The sequence below is a fragment of the Arthrobacter sp. PGP41 genome, from assembly GCF_002953935.1.
In the GTDB taxonomy this organism is placed as follows: Bacteria; Actinomycetota; Actinomycetes; order Actinomycetales; family Micrococcaceae; genus Arthrobacter.
Genome location: NZ_CP026514.1, coordinates 875,294 through 899,145 on the forward strand (window position 1 = coordinate 875,294; position 23,852 = coordinate 899,145).

Consider the following 23,852-nt stretch of genomic DNA (forward strand, 5'->3'; position numbering starts at 1 on the left):
GGTCAGAGGTCCTTGCGGCACTGGGCCTTGCCCAGCTCATACAGCCCGTTGAGGTCTCCGGCGGACAACCCCTCGGGGGTGCCGATTTCCGGGTACATCAGCTGCGTGGGGTCCTCGACATGGTCAAGTCCCATGACGTGGCTGAGCTCGTGGAGGATCACGGCCCTGGCATACAGGTGGCCATCCGGGTTCAGGAGTTCATCGGCGATCTGCGGTGAGTCCAGGTCCAGGCCTCCGGTCACAAAGGCTCTGGGGCCGTCGTCGTAACTGAAGTGGGTGCTGCCTCCGGTGCCGATCACCTTGCCCTTCAGCTGCGGTGCTGCTTCCGGGGTTGTCCAGGCGATGAGCAGCGGCGCCCAGCGCTCGCCGTAGGCCTCGGGCTGGTAGGGCGGCCGTTGCGGAGAGGGCTGTTCCCGGGTGGTTCCGTCGTAGATGAACTGGATTCCGGTGGCGGCCGAGATGGTGGCGATGGCCTCCATGATGAGCTGCTGCGCGCCGGCCGGTGCCAGTTCGTCGTTGACCACATAGTGCAGCGGCCTGCAGGGCGAATACCCTACGGGGCTGCCGTCCCCGTTGACCGCGAGGAAGCGGTAGGAATCGCTGCCCAGCGGCGGAGGGCTGGCGGCGGCCAGCGGGGCGTCCGACTCCTCGAGTCCCGGAGGCGGCGTCTTCGTCCGGCCCTCAGCCGGGGGTGCCTGGCCGGCCTGTCCCGTGGGGTAGGTATCCTGGTGGCCGCCTGAATCGCCGGCCTTTCCGCCTGGTTGTCCGGTTCCCGGGCCGATGCGGACATCCAGCAGTTCCTTGAAGCGCGGATCGCTGACTGCCACGGCCGCACCAAAAACTGCCGCCGTGGCCAGTCCGGCGATGACCAGGAGCCTGGCTATCCCTCGTGTGCCTCGGCGGACCCTGGCCCGCGCATGGCGGGACCCCTCGCGGCGGTCCTCCACTAGGCTCCGCCCATTAAGATGCCACCGCTAGCCCACCACGGTGCCGAAGACCAGCCCCAGCAGGTAGGTGACTGCTGCAGCGCCGAGGCCAATGGCAAGCTGGCGCAGCCCGCGCGTCAGGGGCGACGTGCCGGACAGCAGACCAACGGTGGCGCCGGTGACCAGCAGGGCCAGGCCCACCAGGACGCCCGCCACCACCAGAGCCGGCACACCTGTCAGGCCGAACACAAACGGCAGGATGGGTACGATCGCGCCGGACGCGAAGAAGCAGAAGCTGGACAGGGCCGCGGCCCATGCTGTGCCCACGGCCTCATGCTGGTCATCGACGTCGGGCAGTTCGGGCTGCAGCGACAAGCTGGGGTCGCAGTCACAGGGCAGCAGGCCGGTGCGCTCGGCCACCCGGTGTTCCGCGGCTTCCTGGGTCATGCCCCGGGCCAGGTACACCAGCAGCAGTTCGTTGTGCTCAAGGTCAAGCTTGGGAGCCGCTACCAGCGTGACCTGCGTGGGCCGCGTTGCCGCCAGCAGTTCCCGCTGGGAACGGACGGAAATGAACTCACCGGCGCCCATGGACATGGCGCCGGCCAGGAGGCCGGCAATGCCGCTCAGCAGCACCACGCTGCTGGCCACGCCGGATGCAGCCATGCCCATCACCAGGGACAGGTTGCTGACCAGGCCGTCATTGGCGCCGAACACCGCTGCCCGGAAAGTTCCTGCCAGGCGGTTGCGCCCCCGTGTTGCCAGTCCGCGGACCACTTCCTCGTGGATCTGCTCATCGGCCGCCATGGCATCCGTGGCGTTGGGGTCCTTGGCATAGGGGGAGCGGCCTTCAGCGCGCTGGGCCAGCGCCAGCACGAACACCGAGCCGAAGTGCCGGGCCAGGAAACCCAGCAGCCGGCTGCGGAGGGATGCACGCCGGGGCTTGCCCGCACGGTCCCCAAGCAGGCCCAGCCAGTGTGCTTCATGGCGGCCTTCGGCCTCGGCCAGGGCCAGGAGGATGTCACGTTCTTCACCCTGGCGGCTCTGCGCCAGGTCCCGGTAAACGGCGGCCTCGGCGCGCTCGTCCGCGAGGTATTGCCGCCAACGTTTGATGTCCGTCGGCGACGGCCGGGACTGCCGGTTCGGCCCGGAAGCTTCCGGTGCAGCCGGAAGGGGCGACGCCTGGGGCGTGGTGTTTCGGTTGTTCTGGGCGTGCGGAGACACGGACACTCCTGGGCTGGATGAAGCATGGTTCGGCCCCATTGCAGTGCCAGCTTACTGCGAAAATCCGCCGGTTTTTGGCAGGTAATCCTCCCTCGGACATTTCGGTCCGCCGTAAATCACGGTCCTGCTCCTGAGGGTGCCGCCAGCCGCTTTCCAGCGCTATTGACCCGTATGCCGGGCGGTGCTGTGATGAAAGTGTGGCGCGGCCCGCGCCCTCACTGAAAGAGCACGTCAGGCGAACAAACGGAGGTTCAATCATGAGCACCACCGGACAGCACCCGGACATGCCGCACCTTGATGCCGTGGAGGCGGACCCCGCCTACGACTACGCCGAGGATGCACCGGTAGATGAGGACGACTGGGACACCGAGGACGATCTCCTGGACGAGGAGGAACCTGTGGTCCAGGTGCCTCCTGTCGTGATCGACGCAGAGGACCGGGTGGTCCCCCTCGAGGACCCCGACGAGGTCCGCGAAGCCGAGTAGGACTGACGACGGCGGCACCTCCTTCGCTGGAACGCTACAGGAGGTGCCGCCGTCGTACTTTGCCGTGGAGCGGTCCGCCGGACCTAGCGGATTGCGGTGGGAACCGGCGCTTCTTCGCTGTCCTGCCCGGCCACCCGGCGCTGCCAGTTGCGCATGACCTGGGGGTCGGTGGGCTTGGTCAGCAGGGACACCGCAATGTAGACCACCGCTGAGGCCAGGAGGCCGTAGTAGATGGGCTCGTTGGCGTAGATGCCGTCCAGCGGCGCCTTGGCGTTGACTTCAAGGATGATCATGGTGCCCAGGGTCACCACGGACCCCACTGCCATGGAGGCCGCGGCGGCCAGGCCCGTGCCGCGCTTCCATACCAGGCCGCCCAGGATTGCCACCAGGAGGCCGCCCACCAGGATGTCGTAGGCGATGGTCAGGGCTGCCACCACGTCCTTGGTGATGATGGCGATGACGATGGCCACGATGCCAAGGGCGAGGACCCACGTGCGGTTGGCTTTGACATCGTGCTCCGGGTTGTCTGTGTCTTCGGTGTTGATGGTCTTGCCGAACCAGCTGGCGACGAAAGGCAGGACATCTGCGCGGGCCACGGTTGCAGCGGCAATGAGGGCGCCGGAAGCCGTTGACATCATTGCGGCCACGGCCGCCGCCAGGACAAGTCCGCCGATGCCTACCGGCAGCAGGGTCTGGGCCACCTCTGCATAGACATCGTCCTTCGCTGCGATCTCAATGTCGGAGAGGGCCACGCTGGCGGCCATGCCGATCAACGCGCCGGCCACACCATAAAGGATGCAGTAGATGCCTGCAGTGGCGCCGCCCCACCGGGCCACCGTGGGGGTCTTCGCCGTGAAGACCCGCTGCCAGATGTCCTGGCCGATCAGCAGGCCCAGTGTGTAGACGACGAAATAGGTGATGATGGTCTGGGCGCCGATGCCGTCAATCTGGAAGAAGCTTTCATCCACACGGCTGCGGATGCCTTCAAAGCCGCCCGCAGCGTTCAGGGTGAACGGCAGCATCAGGAAGAAGATGCCTACGGTCTTGATGATGAACTGCACCTGGTCCGCCAGGGTGATGGACCACATGCCGCCTACTGTGGAATAGACCAGCACGATTGCGCCGCCGACGGCGATGGCCATAGCCCGGTCCCAGTCGAAGAGCACCACGAAGATGGTGGCATAGGCGCCGGTGGACGTGGCGCACAGCATCAGCGTGTAGGCGAGCATCACGATGCCCGAGGCTTCGGTGGCCCTGCTGCCGTAGCGCAGGGTGAGCATCTGGGAGACCGTGTAGATCTTCAGCTTCTGGATGGTCCCGGCGAAGAGCAGGCTCAGCAGCAGGACGCCGGCGCCGATGGCCACTACCAGCCACATGCCGGAGATCCCGAACTTGTAGCCGAGGCCTACACCGCCCACGGTTGAGGCGCCGCCCAGGACGACGGCGGCCATGGTGCCCGTGTAGAGGAAGGGGCCGAGGCGGCGGCCGGCAACCAGGAAGTCGCTGTTGTTCCTGGTGCGGGACTTGCCCCACCAGCCGAAGGCCAGCATCGCGAGCAGGTACGCCACCACGATGGCGATGTTGATGACACTTAGGTCCATGTTGGCTCCTTGGAGCGTGTTGGCAGCGGGGCTGCAGCCCGGGTACCGGGGGGAGCCGGACAACTGCTGCGGAGATGGGGAGAGGTTTTCGAGTTATTGCCCTATAGGCAACAATGGTTTTCCTAAGTTAGGCTGTGATGGTGGTAACAGTCAAGGGGGTTTGCCGTCGCCGCGGCGCGTACGCAACGGTCGCGTCACAGGCGGGGCCGGCCATTAGGATTGCTCCAGAGCGGAGCCGGGCGGCCGGCCATGAAAGGTTCGTAGATGAAGGCACTGCCAGTTGAGCCGAGCAATGTTCCGGTAGCCATCGGTTCCAGGATCCGTGCGGCCCGGCAGTCCCAGCGGCTCACCATAGAGCAGGTGGCAGACGCTACGGGCCTGACCAAGGGGTTTCTCAGCCGGGTTGAGCGCGACCTGACGTCGCCGTCCGTCGCCTCGCTCGTGACGCTTTGCCAGGTGCTGTCGATTTCCATCGGCGATCTGTTCGCAGCGCCGGAAACGCACTTGACCAAACGCAACGAGGGGCCAAGGATCTCCTTGGGTGGCGAGGGCATCGTGGAGCGGCTCCTCACCGCCCGTTCGGAGCGGCGCATCCAGATCATCCAAGCCTGCATTGAACCGCATGGACGCGGTGAGTCCGAGCTCTATGCCGTGGACTGCGACGTTGACGTTCTCCATGTGATCAAGGGCAGGATCCGCCTGATCCTCACCAATGAGGAATACGACCTCGGCGCCGGAGACACGGTGACCTTCCCGGGCCGTGAGCCGCACACCTGGATGAACCCCACGGACAAGCCGGTTGAGGTGCTCTGGGTCCTGGTTCCCGCCGCCAGCCGTTAACCCCCACAACTAGGTAGCGCTAAGTGTCGTTTTGAGCGTTCAAAACGACACTTAGCGTTACTCAGATGGGTGAGGCTCCGTAAACATGCGGTGCACATAGGAAAACCCGGGTGTATGATGGCAGTCACAACAGTCCCTCAACTCCTCGAAGGAGAGGCCTCCAGTGGAAGAGCTGCGCATCGAAGCCAACGGCAACCTAGGCCCCATTGATTCATCCCGCATCCCGCGCTACGCGGGCGCTGCCACCTATGCCCGGCTGCCGCGGCTGGACCAGGTGGCCAAAGCCGATGTCACCGTGGTGGGCGTGCCCTTCGATTCGGGCGTCTCCTACCGCCCGGGAGCCCGCTTCGGCGCCAACCACATCCGGGAAGCCAGCCGGCTGCTGCGCCCCTACAATCCGGCATGGGACGTCAGCCCCTTCGAGAACATCCAGGTTGCCGACGCCGGGGACATGGCGGTCAACCCGTTCAACATCAACGAAGCCATCGAAACCATCCAGCAGAATGCTTTGGACCTCACCGCCGGAGGCAGCAAGCTGGTGACCCTCGGCGGTGACCATACGATTGCCCTGCCGCTTCTCCGCGCCGCGGCCGAGCGGGCCGGGGGCCCGGTGGCGATGCTGCACTTCGACGCGCACCTGGACACCTGGGACACGTACTTCGGTGCCGAATACACCCACGGCACCCCGTTCCGCCGCGCCGTCGAGGAGGGCATCCTGGACACGGAAGCCATCAGCCATATCGGCACCCGCGGCCCGCTGTACGGCAAGAAGGATCTCGACGACGACCATCGCTTCGGGTTCGGCATTGTCACCTCCGCGGACGTCTACTACCAGGGCGTCCTGGAAACCGTGGCCAAGGTCCGGGACCGGATCGGCAACCGCCCGCTGTACATCTCAGTGGACATCGACGTCCTGGACCCGGCCCACGCTCCCGGCACCGGCACGCCCGAAGCCGGCGGCATCACCAGCCGCGAGCTGCTGGAGATCATCCGGGGCTTCCGCGGCATGAACCTGGTGGGCGCCGACGTCGTGGAGGTGGCCCCGGCCTACGACCATGCCGAGATCACCGGCGTAGCCGCCAGCCACGTCGCCTACGAACTGGTCACCCTAATGGCGGACAACGCCGTGGAAGGAAGCCGCTTCGGCTCGGCAACGGGATACGCCGCCCAGGCGCTCGGCCAGGAGGTCCGCCGGCCGGCAGGCTTCGCACCGGCGGGCAAGGAGTAGCGGTGATGGTCGAGCACGATCCGGGCAGGGCGGCTGTGCCGGCAGGGAAAGGTCCGGGTACGGGTGCGCGCAACGGCGGGGACCTCGTCGTGGAAACACTGGAAGCGCTGGGCGCGAAGACGGTGTTTGGCATCCCCGGGCAGCATGCGCTGGGACTGTTTGATGCAATGGGCCGGGGCAACCTGCAGTTCGTTTCCTCGCGGGTGGAGAACAACAGCGCCTTCGCTGCGGACGGGTATTCGCGGGCCACCGGTGAAGTGGGTGTCCTGTTCCTTTCCACCGGTCCAGGTGCGCTGACGTCCCTGGCCGGGCTGCAGGAAGCCTATGCCACCGGCGTGCCGATGGTGGTGGTAGCGAGCCAGATTCCGCTGGAAGGCCTGGGCGCCCGGCGCAAGGGCATGCTGCACCAGCTCGATGACCAGAAGGCCTCGGCCGCGAACGTGACGAAGAGCCAGCGGCTGATCCAGCACGCGTCCGGCATCCCGTCCGCCATCCAGGATGCGTGGACCGAGGCAATCTCCTCGCCCCAGGGGCCGGTGTGGCTCGAGATTCCGCAGAACGTCCTGCTCGATCCGATCATGGTGCCGCCGGTGGAGGACGCCCTCGCTGAAGCGGCGGACAACCCGCCGCGGGTGGAGCTGGTCCGCGAAGCGGTGAAATGGCTGCAGGCCGCCGAGCGCCCGGCCATCATTGCCGGCGGCGGTACCCGCCGGGGCCGGGCTGAGAAGTCGCTGCTGTCCATTGCGGAGAAACTGCGTGCCCCCGTGATCTGCACTCCGGGCGGCAACGGCGCGTTCCCCTGGAACCACGAGCTCTCGCTGCAGTCGTGGATCGAGGACCGCTACATGACCGACGTGCTCGAGGATGCCGACGTGCTGGTGGTGATCGGCTCGTCGCTGGGCGAGGTCACGTCCAACTACTTCACATTCGAGCCGCGCGGCAGGATCATCCAGATCGACGCCGAACCCCGGGTCCTGGAGTCCAACCGGCCCGGGCTGGGCATCCGCGCGGACGCGGGACAGGCACTGGCTGCCCTGGACGAGGCGCTGGAGGTGGAGCCTGCGCATGCCAGGCCCAACTGGCACGGCACCTCTCCGGAGGACCTGGTCAAGGAATCCCTGGCGAAAGTCCGGGCGCGCCTGGAATCCCAGGACCTTGCCAAGGAGCTGAAGTTCATGGCCGACATCCGGGAAGCGGTCCCGGCGGACATGCAGACCTTCTGGGACATGACCATCGCCGCCTACTGGGGCTGGAGCTGCTGGGACGCCCGGGAGGGCCAGTTCCACTCCGCCCAAGGCGCCGGCGGCCTGGGCTACGGCTTCCCGGCGGCGATCGGCGCCGCCGTGGGGCTGGAAACAGTCGGCAAGCCGGGCCGGGTGCTCGCCGTCTCCGGCGACGGCTCGTCCATGTACTCCATCGCGGAACTGGCCACGGCGAAGCAGCACAACGTGCCGGTCACCTGGCTGATCGTGGACGACGGCGGCTACGGCATCCTGCGCGAATACATGGTGGGCGCCTTCGGCAAGGCAACCGCCACCGAGCTGGCCCGGCCGGACTTCGTCAAACTCGCCGAAGCCTTCGGCGTGCCGGCCACAAAAGTGGCGCCGGAGGACGTGGGGGAGGCGCTCAAGGCGGGCTTCGCCGGTGACGGGCCCAACGTCGTCGTGGTGGAAACGCTCCTGAAGATGTTCGCCCCCACCCATCTCCCCGCATAGGGCCCACTCAACCGAATACGCAGAAAAAGGGTCCCGGCCTCCGCAAGGAGCCGGGGCCCTTCGTCATCCCCGAAGCCCTTTAGTTTCCTGAAGCAATCAAATGGGTATATAGTTGCTTCAGGCAAACAAGTAAGGAGTGTCTGTAGCAATGGCAGTTGCACCGGATACGGCGGCCGATCTCGTCTACCAGATCTTCGATCTCCAGCGCGCGGTGCGTTGCATCGCCACTGCCGCAGTCCGCGGGCAGGAGACCGGAGTCGCACTCCAGGGCGTCCTCCGGTTCGTGGGAGAGGGGGAGTCGCGCGCCACGAGCCTGGCCGAGCGGCTGGGGGTCAGCGCGCCGGTCCTCAGCCGCCACATCGCGGACCTGGAGGAGCACGGCCTGGTGGTCCGCAGGCAGGACCCCGACGACGGACGGGCACAGTTGGTTGCCCTCACGCCCCTGGGAGTAGACAGGCTCCGGAGCATCGAGGAGCAGCGGACGGCAGCCCTGCAGGACTACCTGCGGGACTGGAGCGAGGAGGATGCCGGCAACACGGCGAAAACCCTGCACAAGCTCACCGAATCACTCAGGAAATCAGCCCGGGCAACGGCGGCCGGCACCATCACCACCCCCTAGGAGCAAACCCATGGCAACCACAGCCGCCCCGGCCACCATGCCGAGTGCACCCGCTGCACCGCCCGAAATGTCCCACCGCCAGATCATGGAAGCGCTCACCGGCCTCCTGGCCGCCTTCTTCACGGCGATCCTCAGCAGCACGATCGTGGCCAACGCCCTGCCGACGATCATGTCCGACCTGCACGGCACCCAGACCGACTTTGCCTGGGTGATCACCGCCGCGCTGCTGGCCAACGCCGCCACTACGCCCATCTGGGGCAAACTTGCTGACCTCTATGACAAGAAGGTCCTGGTCCAGCTGAGCATCATCATCTTCGTTGCAGGGTCCGTCATGGCAGGACTCTCCGACACCATCCCGCTGCTGCTGGGTGCGCGGGTCGTCCAGGGCGTTGCCATGGGCGGCCTCACGGCATTGGCCCAGGCCATCATCGGCACCATGATCCCGCCGCGGAACCGCGGGAAATACTCCGGCTACATGGGCGCGGTCATGGCGGTCGGCACCGCCGGCGGACCGCTGCTGGGCGGCTTCATCGTGGACAGCCCGCTGGGCTGGCGCTGGACCTTCTTCGTGTGCGTGCCGCTCGCCGTCGTCGCCCTGATCCTCCTGCAGGCCACCCTGAAGATCAGCCACGTCCGCCGGCCCGCCACGATCGACTGGCTCGGTTCCATCCTGCTCACCTCCGGCGTAAGCCTGCTGCTGATCTGGGTCTCCTTCGCCGGCAACCCCGCCTACTACGACTGGATCTCCTGGCAGTCCGCCCTCATGGTGGGCGGCGGAATGCTCCTGCTGGCACTGCTGGTCCTGGTGGAATCCAAGGTGGAACAGCCCATCATCCCGCTCAAAATCATCTCCGAACGCACCACGGCCCTTGCCATCCTCGCCTCAGTGGCGGTAGGCGTCGCGATGTTCGGTTCCTCAACCTTCCTGGGGCAGTACTTCCAGGTGGCCCGCGGCGCCACCCCCACCGAGGCCGGACTGCTTACCCTGCCCATGATCGCCGGCAACCTGGCGGGCTCGGTGGCATCCGGACTCCTGATCAGCCGCACGGGAAAGTGGAAGGGCTACCTGATCGCGGGATCCATCCTGCTGATCGGCGGGCTGGGACTAGCAGGGACCATGGACCACAGCACGGAGCTCTGGCACGCCGGAATCTTCACAACGGTGCTGGGGCTTGGCCTGGGCATGCTGATGCAGAACCTTGTGCTGGCGGTGCAGAACACGGTCCGGGCTGCGGACATTGGGACGGCCAGCGCCTCCGTGGCGTTCTTCCGGTCCGTGGGCGGGGCCATTGGCGTCTCTGTCCTGGGCGCCGTCCTGGCCAACAGGGTCAGCGAACTGGCCACCCAGGGACTGGCAGCGGCCGGTATCCCCGTCCAGGGCGGCGCTGCGGGCTCCAGCATGGACTTGGCGCACATGCCGGAACCCGTCCGCGACATCATGCGGGCCGCCTACGGTGACGCCACCGCGGAAGTGTTCCTGATCTCCGCCGCCGTGGCCGTCGCCGCCCTGGTGTCCGTGCTGTTCATCAAGGAAAAGCCGCTGCGGCGGACGGTTGACATCCAGCCGGCGCCGGAACAGGCGCGGAAGCAGGAAAGCTCGACGGCGGAGCCCGCCCCGGCGGGCAGGTGACACCAGGGGCGTACTCCCCGCGCTCCGCGATGCCGATACGATTCTGGTCATGGAAAAGGGCAAGATCGTGGATGCACAGTTGATCACGCAGGAGGCGCCCGCGCAGCAGGACACCCCGGCGCAGCCGGAATCCACGGGCGGCCGCCGGATCGAGGTGCTGGTGCCCATGCGCTGGGGTGACATGGACGCATACGGGCACATCAACAACGTCCAGATCGTCCGGATGCTGGAGGAAGCCCGGATCGCAGCCTTCGGCCCGCCGCGGGGCGCGGGGCTGCCCGGCATTGAACCCCGCGTCTCACTCTTCAACGATGTCCCGGACGGGACCATGGCCCTGGTGGTGGACCACAAGATCCGGTACGTCAGGACCCTTGAATACCGCAACGTTCCGGCCGTGGTCCTGGTGTGGATCGGGGCCGTCAAGGGGGCAAGCTTTGATATCAACTACCTGGTCCAGGACCCGGTCACCCGGGAGGACTGCGTGAAGGCAAGCAGCCACCTTGCGTTCGTGGACGAAGCCACGGGCCGGGTGCAGCGGCTTACTCCGGAACAGAAGGAACGGCTGGCACCGTTCACTGCCTGAGCCGTCTTGCGGCGGCAGGGCACTGCCACCCATTGCGCAGCGGGCGCCTGCACCGGAAACTGAAACCCCAACCAAGGAGCAGAGAACATGGCCAAGAAAAAGACCTGGAAGGAAATGACTCCGTCGGCCAAGGCAGGCACCATTGTGGTGGGCATCGTGCAGATGTCCCTGCTGGTGGCAGCCCAGCGCGATATCTCCAAGCGCCCGGCCGCAATGATCAACGGTCCCAAGGCAGCCTGGCGGGCGGCGTCCTTCATCAACTTCATCGGTCCCATGGGCTACTTCATTTTCGGCCGGAAGAAGCCCGTCACCGCCATGTAGTGAGCCGGGCCAAGACCGGCCGTTCACCGTCTGTTGAGCGCCCGTCCAGCTTGACCCTGTAAATTTGAATCCATGACCCCCGCCTCCACTGCTGCCATGACCCGCGCCCTCGGCATATCAGAGGAGATTGAGGACGCAGCATGGTTCGTACTGGGCCCGGGGCTGCTGGGGAAACCGTCGGCCCTGGATGGCCGAACCCTGACGTGGACCGGGGACGCGGCCGCAGAGCTTCTGGAGCGGCTGGAACGCGGGACGCCTGACCCCAAGGCCCCCATGATGACCAACCTGCGGCAGAACCTGGACGGCGCCTCCAGAGAAGCGAAGCAGCTGGCCGTCGAACTGTTGTTCCTGCAGTCCCTTCCGCTGGCCCATGAGGTGAAGTCACTGAAGGTCAAGCGTGCCCGCGTGGCCGAGGCTGCTTCATGGCTGGAGCCTCCGCTGGAACTGCCCGACGAGCTCTACGAGGGCATGACGGACCACGGTGTCATCAGGGACCGAACCGCCGAGTTCAACTGGACCATCTGGGACCACCTGAAATGGCTGTGCCGGTTTGTGCAGCACGTGGACCAGCAGCCCACGGCGGCCATCGCGGCGGCGCTGCAGGACCCGCTCGAGTTCCACCGGCTGGCGGCCGCAACCCCGGACGACCAGCCCGCAATCCGCCGCAGCATCGAGTTCCTCACCTGCCCCAGCTACTTCGAGCCCGTGGTGGCGGACGTGGAGCGGCAGGAGATCCGGGACGCCTTCGCGTCGCTGGTGGGCGGCGCGAAGGGGGATGCCGAAGAGGACATCACCGCTGACATCCACCGTATCCGCCTGCACCTGGATGAGCAGGCCGGCCAGCGCATCGACTGGTACTCCCGCCAGCTCGTCAGCCAGTGGCGCAAGGTGGGCGACCCCGGCCGGCGGGCCTGGCTGCTGCGCACGCACAGCGACAACACAGAGCTCCTTACCGCCTGGCAGGGCGAGGAAAAGGCGACCCTCGACGTCGAACACCTTCGACTGCTGGACCCCGGCGTTACCGCCGGGCTGGTCCAGCACGCCGTGGACGAGGACTACAAGCACCTCGGTTACGTGGAGCGCGAGGACACCAAGACGGCGGTCTTTGCCTTCCTGACGGTCATGAAGCCGGGGGACCTGGTGCTGTACCAGCACGCCGGCACCGTGAGCCTGGGGGTTGTGCTGGGGGAGCCCGAACACAACGACGACAACCGGCGCCTGCGCCGCAAGGTCCGCTGGTTCGACGAGGGACACACCACCACCAGCCTTCCCCGGCACGTCCAGCGGCAGCTGGCCACCCCCGGCATCGTCGTGGATGTGACCAAGGTGGTGCAGGCGCTGCAGGCACTTCTGCCGGCAGAGGCGGAAACAGAGCCCGACGACGGCGCTGAAGCGGCCGCCGTCGTACCTCCCGTCCAGGAGGGCTTCCGCCCGCTGACCCGCGAGTTCGCGGACTCGCTGCACATGGAGCTTGAGCCGCTCCAGGAGATCGCCGAGCTGCTGGAGGAGAACCGGCAGCTGGTCCTGTACGGCCCGCCCGGGACCGGCAAGACCTACCTGGCGAAGCACCTCGCCGCCGAACTGGCGGACGACACCACGGACGAGCGGGTCAAACTGGTCCAGTTCCATCCCTCCTACGCCTACGAGGACTTCTTCGAGGGGTACCGCCCGGACAAGACCGACGAAGGCCAGGTCTCCTTCAAGCTGGTGGCTGGGCCGCTGCGCCGGCTCGCGGAGGAGGCGGCGAAGCCCGGCAACGAAAACAAGCCGTACTTCCTCATCATCGACGAGATGAACCGCGCCAACCTGGCCAAGGTGTTCGGCGAACTGTACTTCCTTCTGGAATACCGGGACGACCGGATTTACCTGCAGTACAGCCCCAACGAGCCGTTCACCCTGCCGGACAACCTGTACATCATCGGCACCATGAACACCGCGGACCGTTCCATTGCCATGATGGACGCGGCCATCCGGCGGCGATTCTCCTTCATCGAGCTGCACCCGCAGACCGAGCCCGTGAAGGGCTCCTTGCTGCGGTTCCTCCAGGCGCGGCAACTCGACCTCACGCCGGCGCTGCTGCTGGATGCCCTGAACAGTGCGATCGACGAGTGGGACCGGGACCTGATGATCGGGCCGTCCTACTTCATGAAGCCGGCTGCCCAGACCCCTGCCGGGCTGCGCCGGATCTGGAAGTACGAGCTCATGCCGCTGCTGGAGGAGCACTACCACGGCCAGCTGACCCGGGCGCAGCTCGAGGAGCGCTTCGGGCTGGACCAGCTGCTGGGACGCCTTGCGGGCCGCTGACCCCGGCACGTCTGTCCGGCACCTGGTGCTGGACGAACTGTCCCGCGGCATCGTGGAGCGGCTGGACCCGGCCAGCGCGTCCTTCCTGAATTCCAGCGGCCTGGCCAAGGCATCACCCATGGGCCTTGGGCTGTACCGGATCGAGCCGGTGGGCAAAGTGGGTTCGGTGCGCACGGCCACCGTGCAGCTCGACGTGCGTCCCAAGGACCGGCTGGGGCTCAGCCGGCTCCTGTTCCTGCTCAGCTACGCCGGCGAGCAGGGCTTCCGCCCCGATTCGGTCTCAGCCCTGGAGGACCGGGAGCTGTGGAGCGCGCTGGCGGAGTCCTTGGCGCAACTGGCCGAACGTGCCCTGGGCCGCGGCGTGCTGCAGGGCTATCTCACCGTGGATGAATCGCTCCGGACGGTCAAGGGCCGGATCCGGATTTCGGACCAGATTTCCCGGCGGCCCGGCATGCTGGTGCCCCTGGAGGTGTCCTATGACGAGTTCACCGAGGACATTGCCGAGAACCGGATCCTGCGCGCCGCTCTGGAGCGGATGGGCCAGGTGCCGCGCGTCCGCCCCGAGGTGTTGAGCAGGCTGCGCCAGCTCAAGGGAAAGCTCGACGCCGTTACGCGCCTCCCGGCAGGAGCACCGCTGCCCCGGTGGAAAGCCACCAGGATGAACGTCCGCTACCACGCGGTGCTGCGCCTGGCGGAGCTGATCCTGCGCAACGCCTCCGCGGAAGCCGGCGAAGGCACGCAGCAGACAGCCTCCTTCGTGGTGGACATGTCCCGGGTGTTTGAGGATTTCGTGGGCACGGCGCTGCGGGAGGCGATGTCCGCCTACCCGGGCGAACTCCGGCTCCGGTTCAATGCGCTCCTGAGCGAGGCGGTGCATGACGCTGACCGGCTTTCGGTGCGCCCGGACGCCGTACACCTGCTCGGCGGCCGGCCGGTGGTGGTGTACAACGCCAAGTACACCGCGGCTTCGGATACTGGCGCTTCCCTGACCGCGGACCACTACCAGATGCTGGCGCACTGCACCGCGCTGGCGGTGCCCACCGCTTGGCTGGTCTACGCCGGGACGGGGGAAATGAAGCTCCGCCGGATCCTCAACACGGACATCGATATCATTGAATTCCCGCTGGACCTGTCCAGGCCGCCGTTGGAAATCCTCGCGTCCGTCCGGGAACTCGCCCGCCAGTCCTGGGGTGAGGTGGTCCGGCAGTCCACTCCGTGAGGGCTAGACCGGAACCCGGAACGTGAAGGTGGTCCCTTCGCCGAGGGTGCTGTCCACCCCGATGGTTCCGCCGTGGGCCTCGATGATCGCCTTGCTGATCGGGAGGCCCAGGCCGACACCGGGGATGGCGGTCCGGCGGACCGTGCTGGAGCGGAAGAACTTGGCGAAAACCTCGGAGGCGTCCTCGGGGCTCATACCCATGCCGGTGTCGGTGATCCGGCAGGCCAGGTGCCCGTCCTCCTGCTCCAGGGAGACCAACACGCTGCCGCCGTCAGGGGAGTACTTGATGGCGTTGGACACCAGGTTGTCCAGGACCTGGGAGATCCGGGCACCGTCCACGTGGGCCTCAAGCCGTTCAGGGGTCTGCGCCTGGAGCGCCACCCCCGCGTCTGTTGCCCGGGGCGTGGCCGAGGAAACGCTGGACCGCACCAGTTCGGCGACGTCCACGGCCTCCGGCGTGACGATCAGCTGCCCGTTGCGGCTGGACAGCAGGTCCGAGACCAGGGTCAGGAGCCGCTCGGAGTTCCGGCGAAGAATCTCCAGCATCTGCCGCTGCGCCTCCGTCGGTTTGTCAGCCAGCAGGAGTTCCACGTAGCCCAGGATGGAGGTCAGCGGGGTCCGGAACTCGTGGGAGACGCTGGCAACAAAGTCGTCCTTCGCCGTCAGGGCGTTCACCAGGTCCGTCACGTCGCTGAACGCGACCACCGAGCCGGCGAAAGCGCCGTCGTGGTCCTTCATGGCGCGCGCGGTGGTCACGACGGCGCGCTGGTCGCTGCCGGCTCCCAGCCAGACCAGGTAATCAGTGAAGGTTTCACCCAGGACGGCGCGGCGAACCGGCCGTTCCTCCACGGGAACCAGCGTTTTCCGGTCCGGCCCGAATACCAGCAGCTGGGACTCGTTCGGGTCGGCGATCTCCTTGGGCCGGGCCAGTTCGTGGTTTGCCCGCTGCTTCCTGTTCATCAGGACATCGTGACCGTCCGCGTCCACGGCAAGGACGCCCAGATGGACAGTGTCCAAAACGGTATTGAGCAGTGCCTCCTGGCGCTGGCTGGTCCGAAGGTTCGCCTGCAGCTGGGCGTCCTTTTCCTCAAGTTCCCGCTGCTGCCGCATCATGCTGAGGGTCAGTACGCTCACGGATGTACCGATTCCGAGCACTATCACCGGAACCAGCAAAGAACGCGCCAGGTCCTGGGGCGAAAAGTTCCCCTTCAACAGCAGCGGAACCCAGATGATGGCCAGCGGCCCCAGGAAGGACAACCACAACGCCGCCCTGGGATAATATCCTGACGCGCACAGCCAAATCACCGGGAAAACGGCCAGCAGGGTGATGCCCGCCAGGCTCTCCTGCCCGCCCTGCCGGCCCACCCCGATGGAGACAAAGTCCAGCAGCGGAATGACCAGGAAGCTCGTGTAGGGCAGCCGCTCCCACGGAACCAGGTAGCAAAGGCCCATGATGGCCAGCTGGGAGATTACGAAGGCGGCAAAGAGTGGATTGTCCATGGTGCCCGGGAAGAAGGCCCACACCAGGAACACCGTCAACAACGTGGTGATGAACAGCGGCATCTGGCTCAGCCCCACCCGCTGGGTCAGGCTGTACTCGTGAAAGGGCCGCCGGAAAAACCTCAACTTACCCGAAGCCCACGCCACTGGAGCGGTCATGGCGTGCACAGGTAGGGGAGCGGGGTCAGTGGAGCCATACCAGCAGGATATCGGCAGCCAGCTATACTTCTGACGTTGGCTGCTGAGGGGGCGCTATGAGTGATGCACGAGTGGGACTGGTCATCGAGGATGACCACGACATCCGGGAACTGGTACGCACGGTGCTGTCACAGGCCGGTTTCGAGGTGAGTGTTGCCAGCAGCGGGGCAGAAGGCGTCCTGATCGCCAAGAACCTCAGCCCGGACGTCATCACCCTGGACCTTGGATTGCCTGACATCGACGGCTTCGAGGTTTCCCGGCAGATCCGTGAATTTTCCGATGCCTACATCGTGATGCTCACGGCCCGGACCGAGGAACTGGACACCCTGATCGGGCTGGAGTCCGGGGCCGACGATTACCTCACCAAACCGTTCCGGCCCAGGGAGCTGCGTGCGCGCATCGCAGCGATGATGCGCCGTCCCCGTTCCGTCCCGGACCCTGCCCAGGCCCTGTCCGCGGATAACCAAGCTGACGGGGGAGCCCACCCCGAGCGGGGCAACTTCAGCCACAACGGGCTGGAGCTCAGCTACTCGTCCCGGACCGTGGTTGTGGACGGTAAGGAAATGAACCTGACCCGTACGGAATTCGAACTCCTGCACGCACTCCTGGAAGCAGGGCGGACCGTGCGGACCAAATCGGACCTGGTGCGGCGGCTGCGGGACGAGGATTACGACGTCGGCAGCTACATCAGCGAGGCTGACGAACGGTCCGTCGAGGTGCACATGGGGAACCTGCGGAAGAAGCTGGGCGACTCGCCCCAGAAACCGCGCTGGCTGCAAACCGTCAGGGGAGTCGGCTACCGGCTGGCGCCGGAGGCCCACTGAGCCTCAAGGCGGTGCATCGTCTGCCGGCTGCAATGGTTGATCCGCCTCAAGAAGGCGACAGCCAGCCGCGGCAGGAAGACAGCCACGTCCGCCTCCTGTGCCTCGGTACGGATTTCGCCCTCCAGTTCCATGGCCAGGCTGGCCAGCCGTTCGGCACCCACCATCTGGCTGGCGGTCTTCAGGCTCAGGACCGCGTCCACTGAACCTTCCAGGTCTCCCGTGGTCAGGGCAAGGCGGAGCCGCCCAATGCGATGCGGCAGGAACTCGATAAAGTTCCCCACAAAGACCCTGCAGTAGCCCTCATCCTCTTCCAGTTCTTCCCGGAGCCGGTCGAGAACGGACTGGTCCACCAAGGGCCGGGGGGCATCATCGGCGGCGCTCATGGCGGTCCTTTCGGTGGGTGGCGGTCCATTCCTGGAGGAGGCGTTTAAGTGGGGCATGAATGTCACTTCAGGTTAGGTCTGTTGCTTTTGCCGGGCAGGTTTCCCGAAGAGAATTGTGCGTTTCTTGATGGGACTGCGGTGGTTCCGAATCGACCTGGAACAGGACCTGATGTCCTGCCTGCCTGCCAGCCGGACCGCCTTCAGGGCTGCCCTAACGGCGCGTCGGAGCTGAGGGTCGAGGCAGCCGGCAACAGCCCGGGTGAAGGGTCAGCGGCGGGTTTCGAGGAACTGCACGAGCTCCGCCTCGAGGGCAGAACTGTCCTTGAGCTCGCACTCCCACACCGTCAGGACGTCCCAGCCGGCCTCCTCCAGCAGGCGGCGCTGGCTGGCATCCCGGTCCCGGGTCCGGGTGCGCTTGGCGGCCCAGAATTCCGCGTTGGCCTTCGGCGCATGCTGACCCGCCCGGCACTCATGGAAGTGCCAGAAACAGCCGTTGATGAAGATGACTTTGCGACGGCCGGCGAAGACCAGGTCCGGGTTGCCGGGCAGGCGGGTGCTCCCGGACCTGCCGTGCAGCCGGTACCGGTAGCCCTTGGCGTGGAGGAGCCTGCGCACCAGCAGCTCAGGCTTGGTGTTCTTGCCCCGGATCCGGGACATATTCCAGCTGCGCTGCTCGGGGGTGAGCTTGTCCGCCATGCTTTTAGTCCGGGAGCTCCTAGATTTCCCGTTCAGGCTGTTCGCCAAAGTGGAAGTGGCGGCCGCTGACGGACGTGGGTTCAATTTCCACGTAGAAGTCCTTCAAGGTGGGAACCCAGCTTTTCAGGCCCAGTTCCTCCACCGCCGCCAGTTCCCCGGAGTTGCTCAGAACGCGTGCCTGTCCGCGCAGCACCACGGACCATGCCTCCTCGGAGAGGACGCCGTCCGTTTCGAAGAGGACAGAGGAGTTGATGGTGAGTTGGGCAAGTTTGTTGCCCGGGGCCGTCCTCAGATAGAGCTTTCGGGCGGACGTGACGTAGTTGACCGGGAAGATGTCCGGTTCGCCGGCAACGGATACAACGAGCCGCCCGTGCTTGGTGCCCTCCAACAGCCGCCAGGACTGCTCATCGTTGAGTTCCAGTACGGGTTGTCCATCTGCATGTTCAAACATCATGAAGCTATTCTTCTACGTTATGTAGAAATATTCCAGAGCTTTGACGAGTTTGCTCCTTGCGACGGGGTGGCCGTTCCATGCCGGGAACAGGTTGCCCGCCAGGCAAGGGGCGAGACCTGCACTTTCAGGCGGCGTCCGCAATCGGGGCAGTAGCGCGGCGGTTCCAGCTGCAGCCGTGCGGCGCACGCCGGGTGGAGGGCGATGCCCCGGCGGGCGTCCGACGGCGGAGCGTTGCCGCCGTCGGACGCTTCCTTGCTGCGGGGCTCCCCGCAGAGGGCGCAGAAGATCGCGGCTGGATTGTGCGGGGTGCTCATAGGGTTTTCTGGAGTTCCCTGATGGGCATGTTGAGGTCCACCAGGAGGTTGAGGTCGGCGGCGGCCGGCCGGCCCAGGGTTGTGAGGTAGTTGCCAACGATCACCGCGTTGATACCGCCCAGAAGTCCTTCGCGGGTGCCGAGGTCGCCGAGGGTCAGCTCGCGGCCGCCGGCGTACCGCAGGACCGTGCGGGGCATGGCCAGGCGGAATGCGGCGATGGCGCGGAGGGCATCCTTGCCGTCCATGATGCCCTGGTTTTCCAGCGGGGTTCCGGGCCGCGGATTAAGGAAGTTCAGGGGGACCTCGTGCGGGTCCAGCGCGGCGAGCTGGGCGGCGAGCTCGGCCCGCTGTTCAAGTGTTTCGCCCATGCCGATGAGGGCGCCGCAGCACAGCTCCATCCCGGCGTCTTTGACCATGTTGCAGGTCTCCAGCCGCTCCTCGTAGCTGTGGGTGGTGACCACCTCGGGAAAGTAGCTGCGCGCGGTTTCGAGGTTGTGGTTGTAGCGGTGGACACCCCAGCCGGCGAGCTGGTCCACCTGCCGCTGGGTGAGCATGCCCAGGGAGCAGGCGATGTTGATGTCCACCTCCTCGTTGATGCGGTCGATCGCGAACTTGATCTGGTTCATCAGCTTGATGTCCGGCCCACGGACCGCGGCCACGATGCAGAACTCGGTGGCCCCGGTGGCCGCAGTTTCCTTGGCGGCCTTGACCAGCTCCGGAATGTCCAGCCAGACGCCGCGGACCGGGCTGTCGAAGAGCCCGGACTGGCTGCAGAAGTGGCAGTCTTCCGGGCAGCCTCCGGTCTTGATCGAGATGATGCCTTCCACCTCCACAGCCTCTCCGCAGTGCCTGAGGCGGACCTGATGGGCAAGCTCCAGCGCGGCCGGGACTGCGTGATCGGGAAGCCGGAGAATCTCCACGAGCTGCGCCTCCGAGAGGCCGGTTCCGCCCTCCAGGACCTGCTGCCGGGCGGTCTCGAGGATGGGGTATTCCGTCGTGTGTGAATTGCTTGTCATCGGCGTCCTAGCTTTCGGTGGTGATCCCTCTTTCCGAGACTAATTCCGGGATGTGCGGCCGGTTTTGTGGAATTGCGACAATGGGCAGTTGCTCCCTTTGTTTACAGCAGCAGTCAAGGCTTAACGCCCAAGAAACAAGCCCGTGACCAAGCTGTCGTTTGTGCCGGATAGCGTCGCATCAGATCCCCCAAGATACGAAAGCGACGCAATTCCATGAGCAGTGACAAAGAGACAACGCAACTGCTGGAACCGCCGGCACAGCCCGGCGCCGCCGCCGTCGGAAGCGCTCCCGCAACTAGCGCCGCGGGCAACGCCGCGGCGCTGAACGCCACCAAGGAAAGCCTTGAGGACTACACGCTCCGGTTCGCGCCGCGCTCCTACCGGAAGTGGAGTGCCGGTGTGGTGGCCACCAGTGCTTTGGGTGGTATTGCCTACCTGGCGGACTTCTCCATCGGCGCGAACATCGGCATCGCGTACGGCACCGTCAACGCCATTTTCGGCATCCTGGCGGCTGCCGTGATCATCTTCGCCACGGGTTTCCCGCTGGCATATTACGCGGCACGCTACAACATTGACCTGGACCTCATTACCCGCGGCTCGGGATTCGGCTATTACGGGTCTGTGGTCACCAACGTCATCTTCGCGACGTTCACCTTCATTTTCTTCGCCCTCGAAGGCTCCATCATGGCCCAGGGCCTGGAAGTGGGCCTGGGGATTCCGCAGTGGCTCGGGTACGCCGCATCCACCGTGATCATCATTCCGCTGGTGATCTACGGGATGAACACCCTGGCCAAGCTGCAGGTGTGGACCACCCCGCTGTGGCTGCTCCTGATGGTGGTGCCGGTGGGGTACCTGCTGGTCTCGCACCCGGAGAGCATCAACACCTTCTTCGCCTATACAGGCGAATCGGGTGACGGCGGCCCGAACCTCGCGTCCGTCATGCTGGCTGCCGGCGTCTGCCTGTCCTTGATGGCACAGATTGCCGAGCAGATCGACTACCTGCGCTTCATGCCGCCGCGCACTGAGGCCAACAAGGGTGCGTGGTGGCGCGCCGTGATCCTGGCGGGGCCGGGCTGGGTGATTTTCGGGGCGGTCAAGCAGATTGTCGGGCTGTTCATTGCCATCTACCTCATCGCCACGCTGGATCCCGCAGCCTCGGCGACCGCCAACGAGCCGGTGCACCAGTTCCTGGGCGTCTACCGGGAGATGATGCCGGCCTGGCTGGCCATGACGCTCGCCGTGGTGCTGGTGGTCATCTCGCAGATCAAGATCAATGTCACCAACGCCTACTCCGGCTCGCTGGCATGGACCAACAGCTTCACCCGCATTACCAAGACCTACCCCGGCCGGATGGTCTTCGTGGTGGTCAACCTGGCCATTGCCCTGGTCCTGATGGAAGCCAACATGTTCGACTTCCTCAACACCATCCTCGGGTTCTACGCCAACTGCGCCATGGCCTGGGTGGTGACGGTCGCGTCCGACATTGCCATCAACAAGTACCTGTTGAAGATTTCCCCCAAGGTTCCCGAGTTCCGCCGCGGCATGCTGTATGCCGTGAACCCGGTAGGGTTCGTCTCGATGCTGGCTTCCGCAGGGATCTCGATTGCGGTGTTCTTCGGAGCATTCGGTTCCGCGATCCAGCCGTTCTCGCCCATCTTTGCGGTGGGCCTGGCGCTGGTCCTTCCACCAGTGCTCGCCTTGGCCACCCGCGGTCAGTACTACCTCCGCCGCGCCGACGACGGTATTGACCTGCCGATGTTCGACGCCGACGGGAACCCGAGCGACGCCAGGCTCCTGTGCCACGTGACCGGAATTGAGTTCGAGCGTCCGGACATGGTCCGTTCGGCGAAGGATGCCGACGACGGCGGCCCGCTGTATGTTTCTTCACTCGCTTTGTCCACGGACAAGACAGGGGAGTTGGTGCTGCCGCCGCAGAAGTAGCCATTCGCTGTAATAGGGAAAGCCGGTGCTTATGTGCCGGCTTTCTTTATGACTTTTCCCCGGCCGTTGGTGGTGGTAAAAGTTGGCGAGGTAGCTGTGGATAAGTTTGATCGCTGAATTGTGACCTGGGCTACCCTTAAGTCATTGTCCGGAGCAAGCCGTCTTGAAACTACTGGGGGATTAGCGGCCCATGACATCACAGAACGTCCCTACGCCTTGGCAAGCCCGGTCCAGTGCTGCCGCCTTTATCATTGCAGCGGGGCTGATACTCGCCGGCTGCGCGGGTGGCGCGCCTGCAGACCCCGGCACGGCGACGGCGACGGCTACAACTCCAGCCAGCAGCAGCCCTTCCCCGACGCCAACGCCGAGCGCCGTCTACAAGCCGGCTGATGCATCCGGGCCGGCCCAAAACGTCCCCGTCCCCGTGCTGCCCGAGGTGGCAAAGACGGAGACGAAGGAGGGCCTGGAGGCTTTCGCCAGGTATTGGTACTCCACCCTTAGCTACGCCTATGAAACCGGGGACATGGGCCCCTTGGAAGCGATATCCGGTCCGGCGTGCGCGAGCTGCGCGAAGGTAAGGACAGAAGTTACTGATTGGCACGCAGAGGGTCGCTGGTTGGCAGGCGGGAAAATGGTCGTAGAAGGCGTGCATAGCGACTTCATTGAAACCGGCCCAAGGGAATACCAAGCAATCGTTCAGGTTTACCAAGACACCGTCGATTATCACTTGCCAGACGGCACTATCAAGGGGTCGGTTCCTCGTAAGCCTGCCATGGGCGACATAGTCGTCGCAGAATTTGCCGGTGGTGGGTGGAAGGCCAAGACGGTAGAGCACCTGGTGCAGTGATGAGGCGGCGAGACTTCCGCGATCGCTGCCTCGAGATAGCGGTAGTGGCCTTATTGTTTCTTTGGCTTCCAATTGCCGGAGCATGGGCGGACACGGCGAGTTCACCGTCGATCGGGACTGGCTGGGAGGGCAACGGTGCGGCAGCCTCGGGGTGGTACCAAGATCCGGCCAGCAAGGGTTGGACGACTGTACCGATTGGCATTCCCACAGACCCTTTCAAATACCGCTTCAAGCATGTCTGCCGAACCGATCCAACCCTGGACGGGTCCAACTGCAGCGGCCCGGATGTCCAATGTACCGACGGGGAAAATGGGCGGACTGTGAATTGGTACCGGTCGTTGAAGGCCCTCGATGTCTATTCGTTCTTCGCCGGCCCAACATGCATTTATGACCAGAAGCCCGTTGACGCCTTGGAACAGATCGCCGCCGACATCCAGCGGCAGTTCCAGAGCCTTCCGGTCAACGCCGGGACCGTGGTGGCCCAACCGAGTCCCCACACCTTGAGGGGTGCCGAAACCAACTTCTACGCGGAGGCAGCTGAACAGCAGTTCGACGTCACCATGTTCGGGCAGCAGGTGCACATCGTCGCCACCCCGGTCCAGTACACCTGGAATTACGGGGACGGCACCGTGTTCGGTCCCCAGCCGTCAATGGGCGGACCCCTGCCGCAGGACCGCTGGGGCGAGAAGACCCGGACGAGTCACGCCTACGGCGCCACGGGTGACTTCCAAGTGGTGCTGACCACCACCTTCCAGGGAACGTACTCGGTCAACGCCGGGCCGGCCCTGCCGATTCCCGGCCAGGGCCAGTTCAGCGCTGCTCCCCAGACCATCAGCGTGTGGCGCTCGCTCACCCGGAACTACGCCGACGACTGCAACGCGAATCCCCACGGCCAGGGCTGCCCCGGTGCGCCTCGGTAGGGCCCCAACAAGGCCAGGGTTTGCCTGCGAACCCGCTGTGATTCCCATCGCAGCCGGAATAGCAGCA

The 23,852-nt window shown here is 65.5% G+C and carries 23 protein-coding genes; 14 read left to right on the forward strand and 9 right to left on the reverse strand.

Going from position 1 to position 23,852, the window contains the following annotated elements:
* Positions 1-2 precede the first annotated feature (2 nt).
* Positions 3-947, reverse strand: a complete 945-nt coding sequence (locus tag C3B78_RS04070) for a matrixin family metalloprotease (RefSeq protein ID WP_199775327.1) — start codon at positions 945-947, stop codon at positions 3-5.
* Between the two features lie 27 nt (positions 948-974).
* Positions 975-2,147, reverse strand: coding sequence for a VIT1/CCC1 transporter family protein (locus C3B78_RS04075; RefSeq protein ID WP_104996928.1), 1,173 nt, complete (start codon positions 2,145-2,147; stop codon positions 975-977).
* A gap of 257 nt (positions 2,148-2,404) precedes the next feature.
* Here C3B78_RS04075 and C3B78_RS04080 point away from each other — a divergent pair, with 257 nt between their 5' ends.
* The gene (locus tag C3B78_RS04080) at positions 2,405-2,632 is read left to right on the forward strand and encodes a hypothetical protein (protein WP_104996929.1); all 228 of its coding nucleotides are present in this window, start codon (positions 2,405-2,407) and stop codon (positions 2,630-2,632) included.
* A gap of 83 nt (positions 2,633-2,715) precedes the next feature.
* On the opposite strand, the gene C3B78_RS04085 is transcribed toward C3B78_RS04080, so the two are convergent.
* Complete coding sequence (locus C3B78_RS04085; protein ID WP_104996930.1) at positions 2,716-4,233, reverse strand: sodium:solute symporter; 1,518 nt, start codon at positions 4,231-4,233, stop codon at positions 2,716-2,718.
* A gap of 264 nt (positions 4,234-4,497) precedes the next feature.
* On the opposite strand from C3B78_RS04085, the gene C3B78_RS04090 reads away from it, so the two are divergent.
* The 9 genes from C3B78_RS04090 to C3B78_RS04130 all read left to right on the forward strand — a co-directional run bounded on the left by C3B78_RS04090 (position 4,498) and on the right by C3B78_RS04130 (position 14,692).
* Positions 4,498-5,073, forward strand: a complete 576-nt coding sequence (locus tag C3B78_RS04090; RefSeq protein ID WP_104996931.1) for a helix-turn-helix domain-containing protein — start codon at positions 4,498-4,500, stop codon at positions 5,071-5,073.
* 163 nt (positions 5,074-5,236) lie between these two features.
* Positions 5,237-6,301, forward strand: a complete 1,065-nt coding sequence (gene speB / locus C3B78_RS04095; protein WP_104996932.1) for an agmatinase — start codon at positions 5,237-5,239, stop codon at positions 6,299-6,301.
* A 5-nt stretch (positions 6,302-6,306) separates the two neighbouring features.
* Positions 6,307-8,016: a thiamine pyrophosphate-binding protein gene (locus C3B78_RS04100; RefSeq protein WP_104999626.1), complete on the forward strand. Its 1,710-nt coding sequence runs from the start codon at positions 6,307-6,309 to the stop codon at positions 8,014-8,016.
* A gap of 148 nt (positions 8,017-8,164) precedes the next feature.
* Complete coding sequence (locus tag C3B78_RS04105) at positions 8,165-8,635, forward strand: MarR family winged helix-turn-helix transcriptional regulator (RefSeq protein ID WP_104996933.1); 471 nt, start codon at positions 8,165-8,167, stop codon at positions 8,633-8,635.
* Between the two features lie 10 nt (positions 8,636-8,645).
* On the forward strand, positions 8,646-10,265 hold the full coding sequence (locus tag C3B78_RS04110) for an MFS transporter (protein ID WP_104996934.1): 1,620 nt from the start codon (positions 8,646-8,648) through the stop codon (positions 10,263-10,265).
* Between the two features lie 166 nt (positions 10,266-10,431).
* On the forward strand, positions 10,432-10,848 hold the full coding sequence (locus C3B78_RS04115) for an acyl-CoA thioesterase (RefSeq protein WP_104999627.1): 417 nt from the start codon (positions 10,432-10,434) through the stop codon (positions 10,846-10,848).
* An 87-nt stretch (positions 10,849-10,935) separates the two neighbouring features.
* Entirely contained in the window at positions 10,936-11,169 is a 234-nt protein-coding gene (locus C3B78_RS04120; RefSeq protein ID WP_104996935.1) for a PLDc N-terminal domain-containing protein, read from the forward strand.
* A 72-nt stretch (positions 11,170-11,241) separates the two neighbouring features.
* Positions 11,242-13,473, forward strand: coding sequence for an McrB family protein (locus C3B78_RS04125; RefSeq protein WP_104996936.1), 2,232 nt, complete (start codon positions 11,242-11,244; stop codon positions 13,471-13,473).
* Positions 13,460-14,692, forward strand: a complete 1,233-nt coding sequence (locus tag C3B78_RS04130; RefSeq protein WP_199775328.1) for an McrC family protein — start codon at positions 13,460-13,462, stop codon at positions 14,690-14,692. The genes C3B78_RS04125 and C3B78_RS04130 overlap by 14 nt, the downstream gene beginning before the upstream one ends.
* A gap of 3 nt (positions 14,693-14,695) precedes the next feature.
* Here C3B78_RS04130 and C3B78_RS04135 read toward each other — a convergent pair whose 3' ends face one another.
* Positions 14,696-16,351: a sensor histidine kinase gene (locus C3B78_RS04135; RefSeq protein ID WP_104996937.1), complete on the reverse strand. Its 1,656-nt coding sequence runs from the start codon at positions 16,349-16,351 to the stop codon at positions 14,696-14,698.
* A 95-nt stretch (positions 16,352-16,446) separates the two neighbouring features.
* Here C3B78_RS04135 and C3B78_RS04140 point away from each other — a divergent pair, with 95 nt between their 5' ends.
* Complete coding sequence (locus C3B78_RS04140; RefSeq protein WP_199775329.1) at positions 16,447-17,214, forward strand: response regulator transcription factor; 768 nt, start codon at positions 16,447-16,449, stop codon at positions 17,212-17,214.
* Here C3B78_RS04140 and C3B78_RS04145 read toward each other — a convergent pair.
* The 5 genes from C3B78_RS04145 to bioB all read right to left on the reverse strand — a co-directional run bounded on the left by C3B78_RS04145 (position 17,187) and on the right by bioB (position 20,077).
* Positions 17,187-17,597: an Hpt domain-containing protein gene (locus C3B78_RS04145; RefSeq protein WP_104996939.1), complete on the reverse strand. Its 411-nt coding sequence runs from the start codon at positions 17,595-17,597 to the stop codon at positions 17,187-17,189. The two genes, C3B78_RS04140 and C3B78_RS04145, sit on opposite strands and share 28 nt — an antisense overlap.
* A gap of 267 nt (positions 17,598-17,864) precedes the next feature.
* Positions 17,865-18,293: a very short patch repair endonuclease gene (locus C3B78_RS04150; RefSeq protein ID WP_104996940.1), complete on the reverse strand. Its 429-nt coding sequence runs from the start codon at positions 18,291-18,293 to the stop codon at positions 17,865-17,867.
* Positions 18,294-18,312: 19 nt separating this feature from the next.
* Positions 18,313-18,747 (reverse strand): pyridoxamine 5'-phosphate oxidase family protein, encoded by a 435-nt coding sequence (locus C3B78_RS04155; protein ID WP_104996941.1) that lies wholly within the window; start codon positions 18,745-18,747, stop codon positions 18,313-18,315.
* 17 nt (positions 18,748-18,764) lie between these two features.
* Positions 18,765-19,061 (reverse strand): biotin synthase auxiliary protein BsaP, encoded by a 297-nt coding sequence (gene bsaP / locus C3B78_RS19815; RefSeq protein ID WP_199775330.1) that lies wholly within the window; start codon positions 19,059-19,061, stop codon positions 18,765-18,767.
* Positions 19,058-20,077, reverse strand: a complete 1,020-nt coding sequence (gene bioB, locus C3B78_RS04165; RefSeq protein ID WP_104996942.1) for a biotin synthase BioB — start codon at positions 20,075-20,077, stop codon at positions 19,058-19,060. The genes bsaP and bioB overlap by 4 nt, the downstream gene beginning before the upstream one ends.
* Positions 20,078-20,290: 213 nt before the next feature.
* On the opposite strand from bioB, the gene C3B78_RS04170 reads away from it, so the two are divergent.
* The 3 genes from C3B78_RS04170 (at position 20,291) to C3B78_RS04180 (ending at position 23,785) form a co-directional block, all read left to right on the forward strand.
* Positions 20,291-22,018: a purine-cytosine permease family protein gene (locus tag C3B78_RS04170; protein WP_104996943.1), complete on the forward strand. Its 1,728-nt coding sequence runs from the start codon at positions 20,291-20,293 to the stop codon at positions 22,016-22,018.
* Positions 22,019-22,208: 190 nt separating this feature from the next.
* Complete coding sequence (locus tag C3B78_RS19960; protein WP_234005513.1) at positions 22,209-22,865, forward strand: DUF6318 family protein; 657 nt, start codon at positions 22,209-22,211, stop codon at positions 22,863-22,865.
* Between the two features lie 320 nt (positions 22,866-23,185).
* Positions 23,186-23,785 (forward strand): hypothetical protein, encoded by a 600-nt coding sequence (locus C3B78_RS04180; RefSeq protein ID WP_234005514.1) that lies wholly within the window; start codon positions 23,186-23,188, stop codon positions 23,783-23,785.
* Positions 23,786-23,852 lie beyond the last annotated feature (67 nt).

Bases quoted from the DNA above. Each gene is read 5' to 3' on its own strand.
- C3B78_RS04115 (WP_104999627.1), top strand. From the start codon at position 10,432: ATGCGCTGGGGTGACATGGACGCATACGGGCACATCAACAACGTCCAG.
- C3B78_RS19960 (WP_234005513.1), top strand. From the start codon at position 22,209: ATGACATCACAGAACGTCCCTACGCCTTGGCAAGCCCGGTCCAGTGCT.
- C3B78_RS04145 (WP_104996939.1), bottom strand. From the start codon at position 17,597: ATGAGCGCCGCCGATGATGCCCCCCGGCCCTTGGTGGACCAGTCCGTT.
- C3B78_RS04150 (WP_104996940.1), bottom strand. From the start codon at position 18,293: ATGGCGGACAAGCTCACCCCCGAGCAGCGCAGCTGGAATATGTCCCGG.
- C3B78_RS04120 (WP_104996935.1), top strand. From the start codon at position 10,936: ATGGCCAAGAAAAAGACCTGGAAGGAAATGACTCCGTCGGCCAAGGCA.
- C3B78_RS04085 (WP_104996930.1), bottom strand. From the start codon at position 4,233: ATGGACCTAAGTGTCATCAACATCGCCATCGTGGTGGCGTACCTGCTC.
- C3B78_RS04110 (WP_104996934.1), top strand. From the start codon at position 8,646: ATGGCAACCACAGCCGCCCCGGCCACCATGCCGAGTGCACCCGCTGCA.
- C3B78_RS04140 (WP_199775329.1), top strand. From the start codon at position 16,447: ATGAGTGATGCACGAGTGGGACTGGTCATCGAGGATGACCACGACATC.
- C3B78_RS04170 (WP_104996943.1), top strand. From the start codon at position 20,291: ATGAGCAGTGACAAAGAGACAACGCAACTGCTGGAACCGCCGGCACAG.
- bsaP (WP_199775330.1), bottom strand. From the start codon at position 19,061: ATGAGCACCCCGCACAATCCAGCCGCGATCTTCTGCGCCCTCTGCGGG.
- C3B78_RS04135 (WP_104996937.1), bottom strand. From the start codon at position 16,351: ATGACCGCTCCAGTGGCGTGGGCTTCGGGTAAGTTGAGGTTTTTCCGG.
- C3B78_RS04100 (WP_104999626.1), top strand. From the start codon at position 6,307: ATGGTCGAGCACGATCCGGGCAGGGCGGCTGTGCCGGCAGGGAAAGGT.
- bioB (WP_104996942.1), bottom strand. From the start codon at position 20,077: ATGACAAGCAATTCACACACGACGGAATACCCCATCCTCGAGACCGCC.
- C3B78_RS04105 (WP_104996933.1), top strand. From the start codon at position 8,165: ATGGCAGTTGCACCGGATACGGCGGCCGATCTCGTCTACCAGATCTTC.
- C3B78_RS04090 (WP_104996931.1), top strand. From the start codon at position 4,498: ATGAAGGCACTGCCAGTTGAGCCGAGCAATGTTCCGGTAGCCATCGGT.
- C3B78_RS04125 (WP_104996936.1), top strand. From the start codon at position 11,242: ATGACCCCCGCCTCCACTGCTGCCATGACCCGCGCCCTCGGCATATCA.
- C3B78_RS04080 (WP_104996929.1), top strand. From the start codon at position 2,405: ATGAGCACCACCGGACAGCACCCGGACATGCCGCACCTTGATGCCGTG.
- C3B78_RS04155 (WP_104996941.1), bottom strand. From the start codon at position 18,747: ATGATGTTTGAACATGCAGATGGACAACCCGTACTGGAACTCAACGAT.